This is a genomic window from Bacillus mycoides (assembly GCF_001757995.1).
Taxonomy (GTDB): domain Bacteria; phylum Bacillota; class Bacilli; order Bacillales; family Bacillaceae_G; genus Bacillus_A; species Bacillus_A mycoides_B.
On record NZ_LXLV01000070.1, the window covers coordinates 113,345 to 134,239 of the forward strand.

21 protein-coding genes and 1 other annotated feature are annotated in these 20,895 nt (G+C 35.4%); of the genes, 10 read left to right on the forward strand and 11 right to left on the reverse strand.

All coding sequences use genetic code 11. The features are described 5' to 3' along the window. Positions 1–36: 36 nt before the first annotated feature. Positions 37–939, forward strand: coding sequence for an EamA family transporter (locus BWGOE10_RS25075; protein WP_070145392.1), 903 nt, complete (start codon positions 37–39; stop codon positions 937–939). A gap of 195 nt (positions 940–1,134) precedes the next feature. Here BWGOE10_RS25075 and metG read toward each other — a convergent pair whose 3' ends face one another. Next, the gene (gene metG, locus BWGOE10_RS25080) at positions 1,135–2,769 is read right to left on the reverse strand and encodes a methionine--tRNA ligase (protein WP_070145393.1); all 1,635 of its coding nucleotides are present in this window, start codon (positions 2,767–2,769) and stop codon (positions 1,135–1,137) included. Between the two features lie 50 nt (positions 2,770–2,819). Next, positions 2,820–3,092: a binding site (T-box leader), on the reverse strand. Positions 3,093–3,207: 115 nt separating this feature from the next. Here metG and BWGOE10_RS25085 point away from each other — a divergent pair. The 3 genes from BWGOE10_RS25085 (at position 3,208) to BWGOE10_RS25095 (ending at position 6,666) form a co-directional block, all read left to right on the forward strand. Further along, on the forward strand, positions 3,208–4,026 hold the full coding sequence (locus tag BWGOE10_RS25085) for a class I SAM-dependent methyltransferase (RefSeq protein ID WP_070145394.1): 819 nt from the start codon (positions 3,208–3,210) through the stop codon (positions 4,024–4,026). A 509-nt stretch (positions 4,027–4,535) separates the two neighbouring features. Then, positions 4,536–6,227: a methyl-accepting chemotaxis protein gene (locus BWGOE10_RS25090; protein WP_070145395.1), complete on the forward strand. Its 1,692-nt coding sequence runs from the start codon at positions 4,536–4,538 to the stop codon at positions 6,225–6,227. Between the two features lie 121 nt (positions 6,228–6,348). After that, positions 6,349–6,666 (forward strand): metal-sulfur cluster assembly factor, encoded by a 318-nt coding sequence (locus BWGOE10_RS25095; RefSeq protein ID WP_070145396.1) that lies wholly within the window; start codon positions 6,349–6,351, stop codon positions 6,664–6,666. Positions 6,667–6,710: 44 nt separating this feature from the next. Here BWGOE10_RS25095 and BWGOE10_RS25100 read toward each other — a convergent pair whose 3' ends face one another. From BWGOE10_RS25100 to BWGOE10_RS25135, 7 genes are all read right to left on the reverse strand, one after another. After that, complete coding sequence (locus tag BWGOE10_RS25100) at positions 6,711–8,360, reverse strand: M4 family metallopeptidase (protein WP_171903143.1); 1,650 nt, start codon at positions 8,358–8,360, stop codon at positions 6,711–6,713. Between the two features lie 210 nt (positions 8,361–8,570). Continuing rightward, on the reverse strand, positions 8,571–9,269 hold the full coding sequence (locus BWGOE10_RS25110; RefSeq protein ID WP_070145398.1) for a pirin family protein: 699 nt from the start codon (positions 9,267–9,269) through the stop codon (positions 8,571–8,573). A 51-nt stretch (positions 9,270–9,320) separates the two neighbouring features. Then, positions 9,321–9,731 carry a MarR family winged helix-turn-helix transcriptional regulator gene (locus BWGOE10_RS25115; protein ID WP_070145399.1) on the reverse strand — a complete coding sequence of 137 codons (411 nt, stop codon included), beginning with the start codon at positions 9,729–9,731 and terminating at the stop codon, positions 9,321–9,323. 113 nt (positions 9,732–9,844) lie between these two features. Further along, positions 9,845–10,279 (reverse strand): DUF3920 family protein, encoded by a 435-nt coding sequence (locus BWGOE10_RS25120; protein WP_070145400.1) that lies wholly within the window; start codon positions 10,277–10,279, stop codon positions 9,845–9,847. A 75-nt stretch (positions 10,280–10,354) separates the two neighbouring features. After that, positions 10,355–11,008, reverse strand: a complete 654-nt coding sequence (locus tag BWGOE10_RS25125) for a DedA family protein (protein ID WP_070145401.1) — start codon at positions 11,006–11,008, stop codon at positions 10,355–10,357. 80 nt (positions 11,009–11,088) lie between these two features. Next, positions 11,089–12,288 carry a cation:proton antiporter gene (locus BWGOE10_RS25130; RefSeq protein ID WP_002159952.1) on the reverse strand — a complete coding sequence of 400 codons (1,200 nt, stop codon included), beginning with the start codon at positions 12,286–12,288 and terminating at the stop codon, positions 11,089–11,091. Beyond that, positions 12,289–12,786, reverse strand: coding sequence for a cation:proton antiporter regulatory subunit (locus BWGOE10_RS25135; RefSeq protein WP_001026076.1), 498 nt, complete (start codon positions 12,784–12,786; stop codon positions 12,289–12,291). It lies immediately after the preceding gene. Positions 12,787–13,196: 410 nt separating this feature from the next. Here BWGOE10_RS25135 and BWGOE10_RS25140 point away from each other — a divergent pair, with 410 nt between their 5' ends. The 3 genes from BWGOE10_RS25140 (at position 13,197) to BWGOE10_RS25150 (ending at position 16,025) form a co-directional block, all read left to right on the forward strand. Beyond that, positions 13,197–14,633: an alanine/glycine:cation symporter family protein gene (locus BWGOE10_RS25140; protein WP_070145402.1), complete on the forward strand. Its 1,437-nt coding sequence runs from the start codon at positions 13,197–13,199 to the stop codon at positions 14,631–14,633. A gap of 193 nt (positions 14,634–14,826) precedes the next feature. Next, positions 14,827–15,267, forward strand: coding sequence for a Dps family protein (locus BWGOE10_RS25145; protein ID WP_002144991.1), 441 nt, complete (start codon positions 14,827–14,829; stop codon positions 15,265–15,267). Between the two features lie 560 nt (positions 15,268–15,827). Then, the gene (locus tag BWGOE10_RS25150; RefSeq protein ID WP_000656312.1) at positions 15,828–16,025 is read left to right on the forward strand and encodes a hypothetical protein; all 198 of its coding nucleotides are present in this window, start codon (positions 15,828–15,830) and stop codon (positions 16,023–16,025) included. An 18-nt stretch (positions 16,026–16,043) separates the two neighbouring features. On the opposite strand, the gene BWGOE10_RS25155 is transcribed toward BWGOE10_RS25150, so the two are convergent. Together BWGOE10_RS25155 and BWGOE10_RS25160 are read right to left on the reverse strand one after the other, a co-directional pair. Beyond that, the gene (locus BWGOE10_RS25155) at positions 16,044–16,325 is read right to left on the reverse strand and encodes a hypothetical protein (RefSeq protein ID WP_002015993.1); all 282 of its coding nucleotides are present in this window, start codon (positions 16,323–16,325) and stop codon (positions 16,044–16,046) included. A gap of 119 nt (positions 16,326–16,444) precedes the next feature. Beyond that, the gene (locus tag BWGOE10_RS25160; protein WP_171903146.1) at positions 16,445–17,008 is read right to left on the reverse strand and encodes a TIGR00730 family Rossman fold protein; all 564 of its coding nucleotides are present in this window, start codon (positions 17,006–17,008) and stop codon (positions 16,445–16,447) included. Positions 17,009–17,096: 88 nt separating this feature from the next. Here BWGOE10_RS25160 and BWGOE10_RS25165 point away from each other — a divergent pair, with 88 nt between their 5' ends. From BWGOE10_RS25165 to BWGOE10_RS25175, 3 genes are all read left to right on the forward strand, one after another. Continuing rightward, positions 17,097–17,420, forward strand: coding sequence for a MazG nucleotide pyrophosphohydrolase domain-containing protein (locus BWGOE10_RS25165; RefSeq protein WP_001990794.1), 324 nt, complete (start codon positions 17,097–17,099; stop codon positions 17,418–17,420). A gap of 53 nt (positions 17,421–17,473) precedes the next feature. Continuing rightward, a complete protein-coding gene (locus BWGOE10_RS25170) occupies positions 17,474–17,980 on the forward strand; it encodes a ferritin (RefSeq protein WP_000949400.1) in 507 nt (168 codons plus the stop codon). A gap of 284 nt (positions 17,981–18,264) precedes the next feature. After that, positions 18,265–19,437: a DUF418 domain-containing protein gene (locus tag BWGOE10_RS25175; RefSeq protein WP_070145404.1), complete on the forward strand. Its 1,173-nt coding sequence runs from the start codon at positions 18,265–18,267 to the stop codon at positions 19,435–19,437. A 43-nt stretch (positions 19,438–19,480) separates the two neighbouring features. On the opposite strand, the gene BWGOE10_RS25180 is transcribed toward BWGOE10_RS25175, so the two are convergent. Then, positions 19,481–20,662, reverse strand: coding sequence for a NupC/NupG family nucleoside CNT transporter (locus BWGOE10_RS25180; RefSeq protein ID WP_070145405.1), 1,182 nt, complete (start codon positions 20,660–20,662; stop codon positions 19,481–19,483). Between the last annotated feature and the right edge of the window lie 233 nt (positions 20,663–20,895).

Here is a 20,895-nt window from a genome sequence, read left to right on the forward strand (position 1 = left end):
TGATTAAAGTTTCACTTTATATAAGGAGGTTTTTACATGGAAAAATTTAAGTATTCATTACTAGTTTTATTCGGCGCTTGTAGCTACGGCGTACTTTCAACTATTTTTAAACTCGGATTCATCGACGGATTTTCATCACACCAATTACTGGGAGGACAATATGTCTTCGGGTGGATTGGACTACTTTTACTCGTTCTTTTCTTTTCACGCCATAAAGTAACAAAAAAGCAATTCTTTTCATTACTAACAGTCGGAACAACGATGAGTATGACTGGGATTTTCTATGCTATTTCTGTAGAAGAACTACCAGCCTCTATCGCTGTCGTTTTACTCTTTCAGTTCACTTGGATTGGTGTAGTCATCGAAGCGATTGCCAACCGAACATTCCCAAGCCGTGAGAAAGTTATATCTATTATTATTTTATTTACTGGTACATTGTTTGCTGGTGGAGTATTTGAAGGCCTTGGACAAAACTTTTCGACGAAAGGTATTATCTTTGGGCTATTAGCTGCCGTCTCTTTCTCATTCTATGTATTTGTAAGCGGGCGCGTTGCTACAGATGTTCCGCCCTATACGAAAAGCTTTCTTATGACAACGAGTGCTACTCTTATTGTATGCTTATTTTTCCCGCCTACCTTTTTAACAGATGGTGCCTTACAAGCAGGCCTATGGAAATATGCTTTCTTTCTTGGACTGTTCGGGGTGATTATACCTGTCATTTGTTTTTCAATTGGCGTACCAAAAGTAGGAACAGGACTTGGCACAATATTAGGTGCAGCTGAATTACCAACAGCAATTATCGCTTCTATTACACTTGTTCATGAAGTTGTATCATTCATGCAGTGGATTGGTATTGTGGTTATATTACTCGGTATTTTTACACCACAACTACTTACTGCTAGGAAAGAAAAGAAACATAATCGTGTGCATAGTGCGTGAAAGCATCAACTTGTATATAAATGTGAATAAAGTTACGATATGTTAAACTTTAATACTACCTTCAAAATAACATATGATATTGTGGCTATTATTCTCGTAATCCTTGCTGTGCTTTTCTTTTTGAAAGATAAGAAAGAGGGTTATACAGCATAACAAAAGACCTTTCATTTATTTGAAAGGTCTTTTGTTTACATTTCACTTTACCGCTCCATATAACTTCTCTACCTCATGTTCAATTTGTTTTACATCAATTCGCTCAAATAATGGCTGCACATTATTAATTTGGTTTGGCAACGTATTTTGAGGTTCCCAATTTACTTTAACACTCGATAATGTATTTCTAACTCTTTCACTTGAAAACGGTAAAAATGGTTCAAGCAGTTGTGCAAAGTTTGCTATCAGGTAAACACAATTATAAATTGTTTCCTCACATGAAACTGGTTCGTCTTCTCTTTGTTTCCAAGGCTGCTTTTCATCAAAGTATTTATTTGCAAAGCGTACTGCATCAAATATTGTTTCTAAAGCCACCTTAAATTTAGTTTGTTCAATCGTCTCTCCTACACTTTTATATAATCCTTCTACCTTATCTCTCAGCTCTATATTAATATTTGCTTTTGGCACAATGCCATCATAATACTTTTCAATGAACTTCAACGTCCGGTTCACAAAGTTCCCGTATGCACCTAATAGTTCACTATTATGACTGTAAATGAATTCACGCCATGAAAAATCAGTATCACGATTTTCTGGTGCATTTACTGTTAAAAAGTAACGAATAGAATCTGGATTATAGCGTTCCAATATATCAGGTACCCATACTGCCCAATTTTTACTTGTCGATAACTTTCTTTTTTCTACTGTTAAATACTCATTCGAAACGATATGACGCGGGATCGCTTCTTCTCCTATTCCAAGTAATACCGCTGGCCAAATGATTGAATGAAACGGAATATTATCCTTACCATGTACATAATATGTTTTCGCATCTCTATCCCAAAACTCTTGATCAGCTTTCTCTGTTTCTTCAGCCCAGTGTTTACTCGCTGAATAATATCCTGTTACAGCTTCAATCCATACGTAAATTTTCTTATCTTCATATCCTGCCACTGGAATTGGTACCCCTATTGGTAAATCACGTGACACTGCCCTATCTTGTAATCCTTCCTTTAAATATCTCTCTGTTAATTGAATTGCATTGTCGCGCCATGTTCCTTTCTGCTTTGCAATTTCTACAGCCGTTTTAATTTGTTGTTGAAATTTATGCAATGCAAAATAGAAATGCTCTGTTTCCTGTACTGATGGCATACTACCGCATAACTTACATTTCTTTTCTAACAAATCGAGTGGATCTAAAATAGCGGAACAAGCATCACATTGATCACCCCTCGCCCCTTCATGGCAATGTGGACAAATACCTTCTACATATCGATCCGGTAAAAATTGCGTACACGTTTCGCAATAAGCTTGTTCAACTACTTTTTTATAAATATAACCTTCTTCTAATAGACGTAAAAAGACTTTTTGAACAGTTTCATGATGGTGCTCACTATCTGTACGTGTATAGTAATCATACGTAAAACCAAGATTATGAAAACATCGCTCGAATTCTTCATGATATTTATTAGCTATTTGCTTTACTGTAACCCCTTCTTGTTTTGCTCTAATTGTAATCGGTGTTCCATTACAATCACTTCCCGAAACATACAACACATTCTCACCTTTAGCCCGGTAATAACGTGCTAAAATATCTCCAGGTAACAAACTAGCAATATGCCCAAGATGTAACGAGCCATTTGCATACGGCCAAGCGCCTCCAATAAAAATACTCATCTTATATTCCTCCTTTAAAATATAAAAAGCCCCGCCCCTATCTTAAAAAAGATAAGGGCGGGGCTGTATAAACAGTCGCGGTACCACCTTATTTCGTCAGTCATTCGCATAACTAACCTTAACAAGTACGGAGCAATTCATGCTCTTATACTGTGGTTTTGATAACGAGAACCAACTCTCGTCGCCGCCTACTATTATCATTTGATAAGTTCAGGACGAAGCTCAAAGGCCATTGTTCAAATGAATATTCTTGCTTCTTCTCAGCTACCGAAGCTCTCTGGAAAGAATGGTTCCATTCTACTTTTCCTTTTCAACGCTTTTATGTATAACACGTATTTTACGACTTAATAACAGAAAAATCAAACATTTGTTCAAAAAAAAACAGGAAATCCCACTCACTCACCGAATAACTATACGTTCACAAAAGGAGTGATAAAATTGAATCAAAAGCAACTAAGTACTATTAATGAAAGAAGCTGGAATGCAGCTGCTTATGAAGCTTGGACAAATCGTCACGGCACGCCGACAGAATATGCAAAAAAACTCATGCAAGATCCTGTTCATGAAGTATCCTACTATTTACCTTACATACAATCTCCAAAAGGAAAGCGTATTATTAATTTACTCGGATCAAAAGGAAACAAGGCGGTTGCTCTTGCTCTTTTAGGAGCCGATGTAACAGTTGTAGACATTTCAGCAAGTAATGAAAAATACGCAACCGAACTAGCAGAAGCTGCTGGAGTCTCTATTCAATATATCATTTCCGATGTACTAGATTTAAATCTATCCCAATCATTTGATATCGTGTTACTGGAACTTGGCGTGCTCCATTACTTTTTATACTTAAAGCCACTCTTTCATATAATCTCTCACTTACTAAAACAAGATGGGACATTTATACTGCGTGACTATCATCCTGTTTATACAAAATTATTAGGAGTAGATCATCCATCCTTTCGAGCAAATGGAAATTATTTTGCTGAGGAACTTATTGAAGATGAAGTAGCTTATAGTGCTCTCCTTACTGAATCACAGAAATACGCTTTACCGAGAACAAAAATTAGGCGCTGGACACTTGGAGAAATTATTACAGCAATGGCAGAAACAAATTTCAAGGTTGAAAAATTGATTGAAGAACATGGTTCTCATCAAAGGTGGGTCTTCCCTTCTACTTCACCCGAAGGAATTGAAGAACGTATACCCGGTCTATATACATTAATTGCGACAACATGCAAAAAAGGATCCCTTCACGGATAGGATCCTTTTTTTGCATGCTTACGCATATAAGTTGAGGTTGGAGATTACCATAATTCTGTAGAATAGGACACAAGATATTTCAACATTCGTCTCTGACTTACGTCGTCAAAAAGGGGTATGACCAACATAACGAAGAGTAATGTTTAGTTGATAGTGATAATCGTTATCAACTAATTAGAAGTATACAGGATGTTATTTCGAATTACAATAGTATTTCTTATTTTTATTTAAGAATTTTTGATATATAAATATATCCATTTTAATTCTACTTATCTGCCTCTTTCCATTATCTTCTATAATCTTTTTAAACAAACTTCATAATAAAGAGGGATGACTTTTCAACCCTCTTTTTTCACTTTAAAATATATCTTTCTCTCTCTTCCTCTGTCTGCTATAATGCCTAAAGGAAAGAAGAAAGCTTTGTTCCTTTAGGAGTAAGGTTTTCTTTTAATTCGTTATATGGATTAATTCTAATACTAAGATTTTAAAAAAGGAGGCTTTTTTATCATATGAATTTTATGAGCATTAGAAAAAAACTTCTGTTTATGATGGGAACGATTTGCGCTTTATTTGGCATCGCATTAGCTTTTATTTTATTCTTTGCTGTTGACCAATCTCATAAATCTGAAGCACTACAAAAAGATATTTCCCCTCTTGCAACAGAATTAAAAGAACGTGGAGACGCGTATCAAGTACAGCTTTCAGCTTTAAGAGATTATTTACTGCAACACGATCAAGTCGAATTAGACAAGTTTCATGAAATGAGTAAACTTCTTGAAGATAATAAAGCACAACTTCTTTCTAACCCTAACTTATCCCAATCTGTAAAAGATGCTATGGAACTAGGCTCTACTTGGAGAATATTTATTGAAGAAAAAGTTTTCTCTCTTGCAAAAGAACAAAAATGGGAAGAAGCATTACAACTTGCTTCTTCAGAAAATGGTACTGTTTATAAAGTTATTGGTGATTTTACAAACTATAGTAACGAACAAGCTAAGTTACGTGAACAATCCATTGAAAAAATTGATCAATCTTCACTGCTAATTGAATATATTGTTTTCTTATCACTTGTTATATGTATTATTGTTGCACTCATTCTTGCATGGTGGTTCTCTGGCAAGCTGGTTAAACCAATTGAACAAATTGATACGAAATTAAAAGAATTAGCTTCTCAAGAAGGTGATTTAACAGCACGCCTACAAGTAAATAGCAATGATGAAATCGGTGCAATTGCCACATCATTTAATAACATGTTAGAAAACTTGCAGCATATCATTAATCGTGTTCAAAAAACTTCTGTAGAAGTACAAAATACTTCTGAAAATATGCTAGAAAAGACCAATACATCGCGTGATGCAACAATAAAAGTTCAAAGCTCAATGTCCAATTTAAATGCCAGCATCCAATCGCAAACTTCTAGTATGGAAGAAAGCTCGACTGCAATGGATGATATGGCAATGAGTGTTCAGCGCATTGCAGAATCTGCTTCTTCTGTAGCCGAACTAGCTGTAGCCACGTCAGAACACGCTAACGACGGAAGTACTGTTATTCAAAAATCTATTTCACAAATGACAACGATTCACGAAGCTGTAAATGCTACATCAGAAGTAGTCGAACGTCTAATCACTCACACAAAATACATTGATACAGCTGTACAATCTATCTCTAATATCGCTGAACAAACAAATCTACTTGCTTTAAATGCTTCTATTGAAGCGGCTCGTGCCGGTGAACAAGGAAAAGGATTTGCTGTCGTAGCTGATGAAGTTCGTAAACTTGCTGAACAATCAAAAACAGCGGCAACAGATATTAACCAGTTGCTACATCAAATTCAAAATGATACAGAAACTGCTAGCTCTATGATGTCTCAAGGTCGCTCTGAAGCATCTGAAGGCATTAACGTCATTCGTGAAGCAGGCTCTTCTTTCACAACAATTGTTGGTCAAGTGAATACAGTGTCTACTCGAATTCAAGACATATCAGCAACTGCTGAAGAAATGGCCGCAAGCGCTGAAGAAATGAATGCTTCACTTAATAACATCGCTTCAATTTCTAATGAAGTTTCAAGTGAGACTGTCGCAACAGCACAGTTTGCTAAGCAGAAAGTCCTTGTGATGAATGAAATGACTCTCACTGCAAAACAAATGAAACAAACGGTTGAAGAATTAGATCAGCTAGTATCTCATTTTAAAACTGAATAGCTTTTCAAAAAAATATTCCTCTCTCAGGGAGGAATATTTTTTTGAGCTCATTTCCTGCACTTTATCCCGCATATCCGTTATAATGAGAATCGATATCATTAATATTTAGGGGGTGCTACACATGTCACAACAAGCATTTGAAGAAAAGTTATATGCAAACTTAGAAGCTGTTATTGATCCTGAACTAGGTGTTGATATTATCAATCTTGGATTAGTTTATGACGTTACAGCGGATGAAAATAATAATGCTGTCATTACAATGACAATGACTTCTATCGGTTGTCCAATGGCTGGCCAAATCGTATCCGACGTTAAAAAAGTACTATCAACGAACGTACCTGAAGTAAATGAAATAGAAGTAAACGTTGTATGGAATCCACCGTGGACAAAAGAACGTATGTCACGCATGGCAAAAATCGCATTAGGTGTTCGTGACTAAATAAGGAAAAGACCTGACAATCCAGTCAGGTCTTTTTTCTATTATTATTTTACTCCTACAGCGTCATAAGCTTTCGTTACAGCTTGTAACTCTTTAGAGTTTTTACCGTATAAATCTTCTGCTGATTGAAGTGCTGCTTGACGCATCATTTTAAAGTCAGAGTTTGCAGTTAAATATTTTGTAAGAGCACGATAGTAAATTTTTTCTGTTGCTTCACGGCCCACTCCAGTTACTTTCACACCGTAATGAGTGCCGCCCTCAGATACTAAGTATGCTGCTTTATTATTGATGCTACTGTTAATATGAACGCCGCCATTATCAGCTGTTCCAGTATAACGTTTATTGTAATGATCTGGGTAACCTTCGCCAGGTTTTAATGGATTTGGAATAGATGCTGGATCTTTCAGAGAACGAAGTGCATCACCAGGTTTACCAGGTGTATAAATATCAGCACCTAAATCCCAGCTCTTCTTCTCAACCATTACACCCATAATATCAGATAACGATTCATTTAACGCTCCTGATTCATTTTTATAAACAAGGTTTGCTGTATGTTCAGTTACAGCATGCGTTAATTCGTGACCGATAACATCTAGTCCTGCTGATAATGGAATAAATGTCTTACCATCTCCATCACCATACATCATTTGCACACCGTTCCACGCTGCGTTATTCCAAGATTCACCTACGTGAACAGCAGAAATAAGTTTCGCACCTTTATCATCGAAAGAGTTACGGTTAAATGTCTTTTTATAATAATCATATACTTTTCCTGCATTCACATGCGCATCAACTGCCGCTTTATCTTCGAAGAACTTAGATTTACTTGCAATTTCTTCTCCTGTATATCCAAGAATTTGTGAGAATAAATTAAACCAGTCTTCGTTCATATTCTCTGCATCAAATGTATGGACACCTTGTCCTCGTGTACCATCAAATAAGTTGAACGCTCCTGTTTTCGTATCTTGAGCAATTTCAAATGATTGTCTAGCCCCTAATACTCCGTAACCAAATCCAGTAATGTTATCTACAGCATTATATTTCTCAATAACATTCCCATTTGTTGCATCTACAAAATAATGCCAATATCCTGGAGCTGGTTTTGAAACCGATGCTTTTACAAGATATGCAAGATAGTATTGACCATCTTTTTCATACACATATAAATCTTTTTTCACACCATCATAATTCTTTACTTTACCAATTTCTTTCTCAATATTAGCTTTCGCAATCGTTTCTGCTTGTTCCGCACTAATACTTGCAGATGCAGGAATATTTTTATCATCTAAATTCGGAATAACTTGTCCGAAAAATGCTTTTACATTATTCTCTTTATCAAGCGTAACCGTTTGATCTGAGCCATACACAGGAATGTTATTATGCTTCTCAACTAACTTCACATGTGTTGTACCAGATTCAGCATCTTTTTCTTCACCAACAATATTGAAATGCTTATCAATATTTCCTGCTAGTTTAAACATATCTTTTTTACTCTCTAAATATTGAAAGACCGTCTCTTTTTTATCTAGTCCTTCCGGTGCTTTCCATTCTTCACCTATGTAAGCTGGTGTTTTAAACTCTTGGTGATACTGGATTTTTTGCTCTTCTGCCTTCGTCGTAGTTGCTCCAAATGCCCCAAACCCACTTGCGATAACAGTTAATGCTAATGCTGATGAAATTACTTGCTTTTTCAATCTAACACTCCCCATTCCCCATAAAAGTTTTTAACACATTTATAAATATTCTGAATAACCTTCCCGATACCTGTTTTCAAAAATTGAGAAAGTTTTTTCTGATAATTCACCTCACCAAAAAGAGGACATCATTTTTCAACGTCCTCTTTCCTATAACTTTTCATCTCGCTATTCACATGCTTAAAAACTACCACTGATTAAAGTTTCACCTTATTGCATTTTCATTTCAATCGCTAAATAGTGAGAGTTTTCTTTCGCTTGAATGCGAATATCTTCTTCTACAGCCTCCGCTGCATCACGCATTACGAATGTTTCACCGTTTACAACGCTACTACCTTCAATTTGTACAAGGTATAATTGACGTCCTTCTTGAACAGGGAAATGAATTTCTTTACCAGCTTCTAATGATAAAGAATATAAATTTGCATCTTGGTGAATATGAATTGGTGCATCTCCATCAGAAGGAGATACCATATGGAACCACTCATTTTCACGTTTACTCCAATCAAATTTAAACTCACCATAGTTCGGCTTATGACCATCGCGGTCTGGTAAAATCCAAATTTGCAATAAACGTAATGTTTCACTTCCTAAGTTATGCTCACTGTGAAATACACCAGTACCTGCACTCATATATTGAACATGCCCACGCTCAATTGTCCCGCGGTTCCCCATACTATCTTCATGTGTTAATTCACCATCTATAACGTAAGAGATAATCTCCATATCACGGTGCGGATGCATATCAAACCCCGTTTGTGCCGCAACTAGGTCATCATTAATAACACGTAATGCCCCAAAATTCATGTTATCTGGATTATAATAATTTGCAAAAGAAAAATGGAAGTGTGTATTTAACCAACCGTGATTTGCTCTTCCCATATTTGTATGATCAACTTTTCTAAACATATCCTTCACCTCATATTATCTCGAGTTCGAGATAATTATTTAAAATTTTTATTACTGTAACTTCTTCAGTAATTCTAATAACTGTTTTTGTTCTTCTCTATTCAACTTATCAAATTGCTCTGCTTGAAATGTTTCTTGCAGCGGGACTATTTCTTCATATAAAACTTTTCCCTTTTCTGTTAACGAAATATATTTTGTAGTACCTTCTTGCTCACGCTGAATCCAATTTAGTTGCTCCATCTTATTTAAAAGTTGAGTAACATTTCCTTTCGTAACAAATAACTTATTTCCAAGTTCTTGCTGCGTTAAACGATCGTGTCCTCCAATTTGAACTAATACATCAAACTGCGCAGCAGATGCATTCCATTTTTTCAAATGCTGATTCGTCTCACGAATACTTCTATTATAAAAGCGGGATAAACGAAACCATAATAGTAATCCAAGTCTTTCTTCTGCTTTCATTCCATCACCTCGCTCGTTTGATACTATTAGTTTAGGACTAAACTTCATATAAGTCAACAACTTATTTTTAATTAGCAACAAACAAAAGCACAGTGATTTTATCCCACTATGCTTCATGTTAAATCTCTACTTTTATATTCATCTAGCTTCCTCTCCGCGAAATTCCTCGCATCTTTCTCAATCCATCTTTCTTCGTATAGTTCATTTCCAACATATAATACATCGTCCTTATGCTGCATCGCATGCCGAAATTCATGCAATAGTGTTTTTAGCACTTGCTCATACTCTTCCCATATACAAACGAAAATTAATTGTTTTTCCTTATGATAAAAACCACCTACCGGGAATAAAAACTCCTCTTCTTCTTCCCCTAATGATAAGAGTACATTATTCGCATCACACGTATCACAAAAAATAACTGGTGTTTTACTTACTTCAATAAGAGAAAACAAATCATTTCTAAGCCTTTTGACATCCCAAGGAAGCTCCGAATCCAACACATACCAATCCTCAACTTGTTGATATACATTTTGAAACTGGAGTTCCATTTCTCAATAATCCCCTTCCCAAACTCCCTTTTCCTATATGTATGCCACAATATGGTAAATATTAAACATACTCTTTCACCCTTTAAAAAATGACAATAAAAAAGAATCTATGTCAGCATAGATTCTTTTTCCGTAATCACTTTTTTTCATCATTTTTTTTAATATAAAATAACCAATTGCACAAACAATAGCAGCAAGCGCAAAATATTTCACATATGGCCCAGCTACTTTATTAATACTTTCCCACTCTGATCCTAATTTAAAGCCTAAATATACAAATACAATTGACCATGGAATAACAGCTAATGTAGTTAGCGTAATAAACTTAGCATGTGACATTTTTGCAATACCTGCTGGTATCGAAATAGCATGACGCACAACGGGAATAAAACGTGCGGTAAAGATAACACCAGTTCCATAACGATTAAACCACGCTTCCGCATAATCAATATGTTTCTTCTGAATCAAAATATATTTTCCATATCGCTCAAGAACAGGTCTTCCTCCGTATCGACCGATCCAATAAATAAATAGCTGTGCGATTACACCGCCAATCGTACCGAACGCAACAGCACCCCAAAATGTAATGCTTCCTGTTGATACTAAATAGCCTGCATAAGACAATACGATTTCACTTGGAATAACCTCTAACATCAATCCAAGCATAATTCCCCAATAACCAAGTCCTTCTAGAAAAACTAAAACTGAATGAATCAACTCTCCTAACATCATTTACCTCTCTTTACTGTTTTCATTGCAAAAAATAAAAGTACAAGCGGTAAATATCTTGTACTTTTATTTTTTTAAATTTAGTTTGCCTTCGTATCCCACTTAAAGATTTTATTTAAAAATTTATATACATTCTTTGACTCTTTCGTTAGAAGCGGACCTAAAATAGATAGTATAAGCACATATAGTGCTGAGAATGGTTTCAATACCGACATTAAACCACCCGCGATACCGATATTAGCCATAATGATTGAGAATTCTCCCCTTGAAACGATTGTTAATCCAATATTTGTTGATGCTTTATGAGATAGTCCAGCTTGTCGTCCTGCAATCATCCCTGCTACAAAGTTTCCAATTATCGTCAGAAGTACAGCACCTAACGTTAACCATATTGCTCCGCCTAATGAAAACGGATCTATACTTAATCCGAAACTGAAGAAGAAGATAGCTCCGAAAAAGTCTCTAAATGGAACAACAAGATGTTCAATTCGGTCACTATGCTCTGTCTCAGAGAAAACTAAGCCTAAAAGAAGTGCTCCGATTGCTTCTGCAACGTGAATTGTTTCTGAAAAACCAGCGATGAAGAATAACGAAGCAAATACTACAATAATAAAGATTTCATCTGAACTAATATTGAGCAATTTATTTAATAACGGCGTTGCTTTTCTAGCTACTACAAAGAATAGAAGCATATATCCTAAAGCGATTCCAATTGAAGTAAGAGCACCTAAGAACGAAGCATGATCCCCTAGAACTAAACCAGAAACAACTGATAAATATACAGCAAGGAATATATCTTCAAACATAATAATTCCTAATATTAATTCGGTCTCATTATTACCAGTTCTTCTTAAATCCACTAACACTTTAGCAACGATGGCACTAGAAGAAATCGTAATAATACCCGCAATAATTAAGATTTCAAGTAAAGGGAAGCCCATTATAAATCCATATAATAATCCAAGTGAAAAGTTAATTAAAATATAAATCGTTCCGCCAATCGCAATAGAACGTCCAGATTTAATTAATTTTTTCATCGAAAACTCTAGGCCTAGATAGAACAGAAGGAACAGAACTCCAATCCTTCCAAGGAAGGAAATTACACTTGCACTTTCAATAAATTTGAGATCGATAACACCTATTGTCGGCGCATGCGGTCCTACTAACATGCCAAGAACAATTAGAAAAGGTATTACTGAGAATTTAAACTTTCCAGCGATTACTGCCGCAATTGCTACTAAAACTAAAGCTGTACCAACTTCAAAAATTAAAGTATCCATCTAGTCAGTCCCCCTATTCGAAAGTAACTCATTAATAATTTTTTTAATTTCTTCTCTCTCACCCGAAACTACAAGCATATCTCCTTCTTCAATTACTGTTTCTGGCCCTGGATTAAATAGCTTTTTCATATTCTTTTTCATAACTGCAATAATCGTTACGCTATATGTTTTTCTTATTTCAAGATCACCGATTGTTTTTCCGATTGCTGGAGCTGTATTCTCGACTTTAAACCACTCAATCGCTAAACCTTCAAAGACCATTTCAACATTTTCTAATGCTCTAGGCTTGTATACCATTCCACCTAATATTGCTGCAATTTGTCTTGCCTCTGAGTCACGTAATGAAATACTTGAGATGCTTTCTTCATGGTCTGAATCAAAATGATACATTTCTCTACGTCCATCATCATGAATAACAATCACCATTTTTTCGTTACCTTTCGTAACGATTTGAAATTTGTAACCAATACCCGGAAGTTCACTTTCTCTAATATTCATATTTAGCTCCTCCACAACGATTTTTATTTGAATTTTCTGTTTTTTCGTCTTTTATTCATCCAATCAATTTTAGAAATTCTAACCATTCAGGATACCTGTGATTTGGAAATCTTTTATTGTAATAATAAGTGGCTCCTAAAAAGATACTTAAAGATGTAATGATAAAAAATAAATTACTTCTCATTTTCAAACTCTTAAGACTTACTTTCAATAAAGATTCTTCTTTCAAATTATCCCCTCTTTTTCGCTTTAAATTTAGTTTTTTAAAATGTAAATAATTCTAAAAATATTACGATGTAACATAATCATAACACGAAATATGTTTAAGTAACATGATTTTTTAGAAAAATTGATTCTGGTATATTTTTTGCATATAATTTTCTTATTACGAAAAAAAGGAAGTGTATTATATGGTTGATATCTTTAGCAGATTCCTTGAGGTAACGAATAATATTTTATGGTCATATATTCTTATTGCAATGTTAATCGGCTTCGGTCTTTATTTCTCTTTTAAATTGAAATTTGTACAGATTAGTCATCTAGGCGAAATGATACGTTTAATAGGGAATGGATTTAACCGAAAAACAAAGAAAAAAGATAGCATCTCCCCGTTCCAAGCTTTCTGTTTAAGTGCAGCAGCTCGTATTGGTATCGGGAACTTAGCTGGTGTAGCACTCGCAATTTCTATGGGTGGACCTGGTGCAATATTTTGGATGTGGTTTATCGCTATTATCGGTGCAGCTACTAGTTTTGTAGAATGTACGCTCGCACAAATTTATAAAGTAAAAGATGGAAGCAGGTTCCGTGGTGGCCCAGCATATTACATGGAAAAAGGGTTAAACAAACGCTGGATGGGTGTCTGGTTTTCACTTCTTATTACAGTTGCGTACGGATTAATTTTCAATTCAGTTCAAGCAAATACAGTAACAATAGCGTTTGAAAATGCTTTTGGACTAGAGCGAACTATCGTAGGAGCTGTATTAGCTTTATTAGTTGCGGTTATTATTTTTGGTGGTATTAAAAGCATTTCACGTATTACAGAAATGATTGTTCCTCCAATGGCGATTGTTTATATTGGTGTGGCTATTTTTGTCGTTATTAACAACTTCAATATGTTACCAAGCATTTTTACAGAAATATTTAACAGTGCATTCGGTTTAGACCAAGCCATCGCTGGTGGTATTGGAGCAGCAATCAAGTTCGGAATTCAGCGCGGTTTATTCGCAACAGAAGCTGGTATGGGTAGCTCTCCTAACGCAGCTGCAACATCAGATGTATCTCACCCTGTAAAACAAGGACTTGTTCAAGCATTAGGTGTTTTCGTAGATACATTCTTAGTATGTACATCAACAGCGTTTATCGTATTATGTTCTGGACTTTACAAAGGATCAAATTTAGAAGGTATTGAATTAACACAACAAGCATTAAGTTCACAAATTGGACCGTGGGCAAGTACTTTCTTAGCGATTATTATTTTCCTATTCGCTTTCAGTTCTTTACTAGGAAACTACTATTATGGTGAAACAAATATCGCATTTATTAAAGAAAGCAAAACATGGTTAATGATTTATCGCGTTGCAGTTGTCGGAATGGTTTTCTTCGGATCAATCGCTGCCCTTCAAACTGTTTGGAGTTTAGCTGATTTATTTATGGGACTAATGGTATTCACAAACTTAATTGCCATCTCATTCCTTAGCAAATTTGCCTACGCAGCTTTAGTAGACTATATTAAGCAAAAGAAACAAGGCAAGGATCCTGTCTTCCTTGCAAGTTCTATCCCTGGCTTAAAGAATACGGAGTGCTGGGATGGACAGGATGCAGAAGAAAATAAGCAAGCAGTATCATAATTAAAAGCAGAAGCTATATATCAAATAAAAACTCCCTATTACTTCACAGTAATAGGGAGTTTTTATTTACAACAGTTCATAATTTGTTCAAATTAATTCCAGCAAAAGGGTTGATTTATACAAATTACTAGATTATAATAATTATAAATTAGTAATTCGTATAACATAATAACTCAAGAGGAGATTGATCATAATGAACAAACAAGTAATCGAAGCATTAAACAAACAAGTAGCAAACTGGAGCGTTTTATTCACAAAACTACACAACTTCCATTGGTACGTAAAAGGACCTCAATTCTTCACACTACATGAAAAATTTGAAGAGCTTTACACAGAATCAGCTACTCACATCGATGAAATTGCAGAACGTATTTTAGCAATTGGCGGCAAACCAGTAGCAACAATGAAAGAATACTTAGAACTATCTTCTATTCAAGAAGCAGCTTACGGAGAAACTGCAGAAGGAATGGTCGAAGCAATCATGAAAGACTACGAAATGATGCTAGTCGAACTGAAAAAAGGTATGGAAATCGCTCAAGACTCTGACGACGAAATGACATCTGACCTACTACTAGGTATCTACACAGAACTAGAAAAACACGCTTGGATGCTACGTGCATTCTTGAATCAATAATAGATTTAAAAGCGGAAGCGGCTTGCTCAGAATCGCAGGACACTTCAAGCTCTCGACCTTGAAGCGCTTTTTGCTTCGAGCGAGAGAGCGAAATGACCGGAGATTCTAGCCGCTGGAGCTGGATACAACTAAAAGCGGAGGTGGCTCGTTTAGCTCTGACTGGATAAGGTTCTTTCACATAAAAGGCGCTTTTTGCCTTCTTATGTGAAAGGTTCTTAGACACGAAGAGCTAGCCACCGGAGCTGGATACTAACTAAAAGCAGAAGCGGCTCTCGTTTAGAGTCGCTTTTTTTATGTAGTGGTCGCACATCACAATGGTACATGAAATTATATCAACGTTTTTTCAAATATATCGATCGTAACTCGAATTATATCGATGTTTCGACAAAGAATATCGACTTACCGACAAATCACGACAATAATAACACTCCCCGCCTCTACTTTTATCAATATATTACAATCTCATTTATGTTAAAATATAGGAAACACCCTTTAATAATTAGATCCAAAAAGCTTTTCCAAATTCATCATTTACTACTTAAATGACGGGAGTGGTTCAGTTGAAAGACTACTTAATTAGAGCATTTTTTGCATTAATCACAGTTGGGATTCTCTTACTTATAGCTAATATTTTCAATATACGTGTCGAGGTTAAAGACTATGCTTTCCTCGTTGTTGTAGCAATTGGTGGCGGCTGGGGTGGCTGGTACCTGTATAAAAAACAAAGTAATCAAAATGATAAAGGCATTCCAAAGTAATATGGAATGCCTTCCTTTTTATTTCCGTCTATAGTAGATAACGAAATTCAGACCACTGATCAAAACAATCCCAATAAACATATTAGAAGACTGCACATCGCCACCTAAACTATATTCATCAGCAATAAATCCTAGCATAACAAGTGTTATCGCAGAAACACCAATACATATAACCGAAATAAACCAAAGTGAAAACTCATTAATCAGCTCTTTCTTCTGTCTTAAAACAATTAGCATAACAAGAATAGACGCTGCTAAAATACTTTTAAAAACAGGACGTAAATATACAAACTCCTCCATCTATTTCTCCTTTTCAAAAAACATTATATCTCAACATTAACATATTTAACTAAATTAAAAACACATGCCTTTTTACGATAAAAAAGACATGTGTTTCTATAAATCGCTATAAAAATGTACTATGATAATTGCTTCCACTTCGTCCCCAAGACAGGACGCTCGTAATTTTTGATTTCATGAATTAGTTTATCTACCGTCTCAGCGGAAACGATTAACTCTTTATTCGATGGATTCATAAAGCCTTCTTCTGCTGCCCGTTCAACCATTTGCAAAATTGGTCCGTAAAAGTCTTTTATGTTCAATAAACCAACCGGCTTATTATGTATACCAATTTGTGACCAACATACAACTTCAAATAGCTCTTCAAACGTTCCATATCCGCCTGGTAATGCAATGAAAGCATCCGCAAGCTCTGCCATTTTCGCCTTGCGCTCATGCATTGTTTCTACTTCAATTAATTCTGTTAATCCTGTATGTACGATTTCTCCTCGAAATAGACCGCGCGGCATAACACCTGTTACACGTCCACCTAAACGAAGAACTTCGTTTGCTACTTCTCCCATTAATCCAACGCATGAGCCACCGTATACGAGCTCATAGTCGTTCTCAACAAACATTTTGCCTAATTCCATTGCCTGCTCTTTAAACTCTGGTCTCTCCCCTAAATTGGAACCTGCAAACACACAAATCTTTCTCATTCCTACACCCCGAAACTATATATTGTTATGATACAATTGACATTGTACAACATATTGAAGGGATGAGGAAGAAATGGATATCGTTGCATTTCAAAGATGGGTTGAGGAATTTTACGAAAAACGAAGCTGGTCACAGTATAATGCCTTTATTCGCTTAAATTTCTTAACTGAGGAAGTTGGGGAAGTTTCACGAGTTGTTCGCGCTATTGAAATCGGCCGCGATCGTCCTGATGAAGATGCGAAAACAGAAGAAGAGCTAAAACAAGAACTAAAAGAAGAACTTGGTGATGTACTATCTAATCTTATTATTCTTTCGCAAAAATATGATTTAGATTTGCAGGACATTATGGAAGCACACGTCACAAAGCTTTCGAAAAGGTTTGAAACATCTAAATGAGAATGTTATCAATTATGATATAATATTATTGTCACAATAATAAGGGGGATTTTATGTTATCTAAAAAATTGCACGACGCATTAAATGAACAAATGAACTTTGAATTTTACTCTGCCCATGCTTATATGGCAATGGCTGCTTACTGTACAGCTGAGAGCTATGATGGATTCGCTAACTTTTTCCTTGTACAAGCTGAAGAAGAACGTTTCCACGCAATGAAGCTTTACAACTATATTAATGACCGCGGCGAGCGCGCTATTATTACTGGATTTGATAATCCTAATAACGAATACGAATCTGTATTAAATGCTTTTGAAGTCGCACTTGAACACGAGCGTGAAGTAACGAAACGTATTTATCACTTATCTGATATCGCTTGGGATGAGCGTGAGCACGCAACAATTACCTTCTTAAAATGGTTCGTTGATGAGCAAGTAGAAGAAGAAGCTTCATTCGATAGCATCATTCAAAAATTAAAACGTATTACAAGCGATTCAAACGCACTATTTATGCTAGATGCTGAATTAGAGAAGCGTACATTTACGCCTCCAGCTGAATAATAGTTTAATCACCTTAATGAATGTATTAAGGTGATTTTTTATTTTCTCTCTAGCTTAAAATCACCTTAAAATTCCTCGTATTTGACATAGAACCAGTAAATAAATGGTATTATTTTCAATATAAAGTGAAACTTTAATCCGTGGGGTTTTGTTCATCCCCCACGGATTATTAGCCCTCACCAATCGAGCGTTTACGGGCAGTTGATCTCCCACCTAACCTCTTTTGAGGTGGGAGTCTTATTGCTCGTTAATGCGGGATAAAACAATATACGAGGAGAGAAAAAATGAACCAACGTGTAGAATTTGTTGACGCCATTCGTGGTTTCGCTTTATTTGGCATTTTACTTGTTAATATAACATTAATTCAATTCGGGTTATTCGCTAATGAAAAACCCACTTATATTTTCGGGAAACTCGATGAAAGTGCTAATTGGTTTATTCAATTTTTCGGCACACAGAATTTTATTTCCCTATTCTCTTTTTCATTTGGGCTTAGCATTATTTTGTTACAAAAAAGTATTATCGCAAAAGGAAAAAAGTTTTTCCCTACATATATAAGGCGTATTAGCATTCTTTTACTACTAGGTTTCATTCACGGCACTTTTGTTTGGGAGGGAGATATTTTATTTGCCTACGGGATTGTCGGGATTTTCTTAATGATGTTCATCAATCGAAAACCAAAAACGTTACTCATTTGGGCATCCATTTTATTAGCACTCATTATGTTCGCATCTTATCAATCTGAACCTACATCAAACACATTCAATGATGTCGCACCTTATATTGAAAAAGAGCATAAAGTTCATGAAACTGGAAGCTATATGGATCATATCAACTTTAGATTAACTGAAAATCCTTTTGATTACATGGGAATTAACGGTGTCTTCGGATTAGTTATCCTGTCAATTTTCGCGTTAATTTTTATGTCCCCACTCTTCTTACTCGGCATGTACGTAGGAAAAAAGGGGTGGTTATTTGAGATTGATAAACATATGTCTGCTGTCAAAAAAATATGGCTTATTACTGGTATTTTCTCTTTTACAATCAAAATTTTAGCCACGTTCGTAAATCATCCGATTTTAATTATGTTACAGGCAGGTATTACACCAGTAACCATGACCTTCTTTTACGGAAGCACAATTATTTTATTGTTCCATTACAAAAAAGCATCGCGCTTACTAACATACATGGCGAACATGGGAAAAATGTCAGTTAGTAATTACTTAGCTCAATCTATTATCGCAACAACTATTTTTTACGCATATGGGTTTGGCTTATACGGTAAAATCGGCTATTTCTTCGGTATTCTTTTAACCATTGGAATTTATACGATTCAATTATTCGTTAGTACCTATTGGCTACAGAAATACCGAATGGGGCCTGTAGAATATGTGTGGAGACTGGGAACTTATTTAGAGAGACCACGATTTAAAAAAGACTTGGATAAAGCAAGTTAAACAAAAAAGCAATGAGCCTACGCTCATTGCTTTTCTTAATTTATTAAAGCATAACCCCAACGATAATCGCTGATAATATACTTACTAACGTTGCACCATATACAAGTTTTAATCCGAATGATGATACAACATTTGCTTGTTTGCCATCAATACTCTTCGTCGCACCTGCGATAATTCCGATAGATGAGAAGTTCGCAAATGATACAAGGAAGATAGATAAGATACCTACTGTACGAGCTGATAAATCACCAGCTACTTTGCCAAGGTCAAGCATTGCAACAAATTCGTTCGTTACTAATTTCGTTGCCATAATTTGTCCTGCTGTTAGCATCTCTGATGTTGGAATACCCATTACGAATGCTAATGGTGAGAAGACATATCCTAAAATACTTTGGAATGTGATTCCGAAAATAGAATCGAATACACCGTTAATTGCTGTAATTAATGCTACGAAACCGATTAACATTGCCGCTACTGTTACAGCGATAGAGAAACCAAGCATAATATATTCGCCTAACATTTCAAAGAATGTTTGCTTTTTATCTTCTTGTAATTCTAAAATATCGTCTTCTTCTTTCACATCATATGGATTAATGATATGAATGATAATGAATCCACTGAATAAGTTTAGTACAAGTGCTGTTACTACATATTTTGGATCAATCATTTTCATATAAGAACCAACGATTGACATCGATACTGTTGACATTGAAGATGCACAAAGTGTGTATAAACGATTTCTTGGTAATTTGCTTAATTGATCTTTTACTGTAATAAATACTTCACCTTGGCCGACAATTGCCGCTGCTACTGCATTATATGATTCAAGTTTTCCTAAACCGTTAATTTTACTTAATACGAAACCGACTGCACGAATGATAATCGGTAAAATTTTAATATGTTGTAAGATCCCAATTAGTACTGCTAAGAAAATAATTGGTAATAATACTGTTAAGAAGAATGGTGCTTGTCCATCGTTTGCTAGACCACCAAATACGAAATTAACCCCTGCTTCCGCAAATTTTAAAATAGCGCCAAATCCATCTGCAATCCCTTTTACTAATACAAATCCGATCTTTGTATTTAGTAAGAAATACGCAAGTACCAATTGAATTACAAGCATAAGTGCAATTGGTTTATATTTAATTTTCTTACGATCTGAACTTATAAGGAAACCTAGTACAAATACTACAAGTAAACCGACTAGAAACATTACTATCTTCATGTGTGAATCCTCCACTTCTCCCACGAGTTATTGGTCGTATAACGAATGACGTCTGACCATTGTTGTTAAAAAAATTTAAAACCCCTAAATACTATTCAACTGTTAACTAAAATCAGTAAGCGTTTACATAAATTGCAATTTATAACAGGTAGTCTCTTCTTCTCTACCGTATTTAACGTCTGAAATGGATACCACCTACAAATCAAATTGTAAGCGTTATCTAATCGAAATGC

Bases quoted from the DNA above. Each gene is read 5' to 3' on its own strand.
- BWGOE10_RS25155 (WP_002015993.1), bottom strand. From the start codon at position 16,325: ATGGAGGAGTTTGTATATTTACGTCCTGTTTTTAAAAGTATTTTAGCA.
- BWGOE10_RS25110 (WP_070145398.1), bottom strand. From the start codon at position 9,269: ATGTTTAGAAAAGTTGATCATACAAATATGGGAAGAGCAAATCACGGT.
- BWGOE10_RS25170 (WP_000949400.1), top strand. From the start codon at position 17,474: ATGTTATCTAAAAAATTGCACGACGCATTAAATGAACAAATGAACTTT.
- BWGOE10_RS25120 (WP_070145400.1), bottom strand. From the start codon at position 10,279: ATGGAACTCCAGTTTCAAAATGTATATCAACAAGTTGAGGATTGGTAT.
- BWGOE10_RS25140 (WP_070145402.1), top strand. From the start codon at position 13,197: ATGGTTGATATCTTTAGCAGATTCCTTGAGGTAACGAATAATATTTTA.
- BWGOE10_RS25145 (WP_002144991.1), top strand. From the start codon at position 14,827: ATGAACAAACAAGTAATCGAAGCATTAAACAAACAAGTAGCAAACTGG.
- BWGOE10_RS25130 (WP_002159952.1), bottom strand. From the start codon at position 12,288: ATGGATACTTTAATTTTTGAAGTTGGTACAGCTTTAGTTTTAGTAGCA.
- BWGOE10_RS25180 (WP_070145405.1), bottom strand. From the start codon at position 20,662: ATGAAGATAGTAATGTTTCTAGTCGGTTTACTTGTAGTATTTGTACTA.
- BWGOE10_RS25125 (WP_070145401.1), bottom strand. From the start codon at position 11,008: ATGTTAGGAGAGTTGATTCATTCAGTTTTAGTTTTTCTAGAAGGACTT.
- BWGOE10_RS25115 (WP_070145399.1), bottom strand. From the start codon at position 9,731: ATGAAAGCAGAAGAAAGACTTGGATTACTATTATGGTTTCGTTTATCC.
- BWGOE10_RS25095 (WP_070145396.1), top strand. From the start codon at position 6,349: ATGTCACAACAAGCATTTGAAGAAAAGTTATATGCAAACTTAGAAGCT.
- BWGOE10_RS25175 (WP_070145404.1), top strand. From the start codon at position 18,265: ATGAACCAACGTGTAGAATTTGTTGACGCCATTCGTGGTTTCGCTTTA.
- metG (WP_070145393.1), bottom strand. From the start codon at position 2,769: ATGAGTATTTTTATTGGAGGCGCTTGGCCGTATGCAAATGGCTCGTTA.
- BWGOE10_RS25135 (WP_001026076.1), bottom strand. From the start codon at position 12,786: ATGAATATTAGAGAAAGTGAACTTCCGGGTATTGGTTACAAATTTCAA.
- BWGOE10_RS25090 (WP_070145395.1), top strand. From the start codon at position 4,536: ATGAATTTTATGAGCATTAGAAAAAAACTTCTGTTTATGATGGGAACG.
- BWGOE10_RS25165 (WP_001990794.1), top strand. From the start codon at position 17,097: ATGGATATCGTTGCATTTCAAAGATGGGTTGAGGAATTTTACGAAAAA.
- BWGOE10_RS25075 (WP_070145392.1), top strand. From the start codon at position 37: ATGGAAAAATTTAAGTATTCATTACTAGTTTTATTCGGCGCTTGTAGC.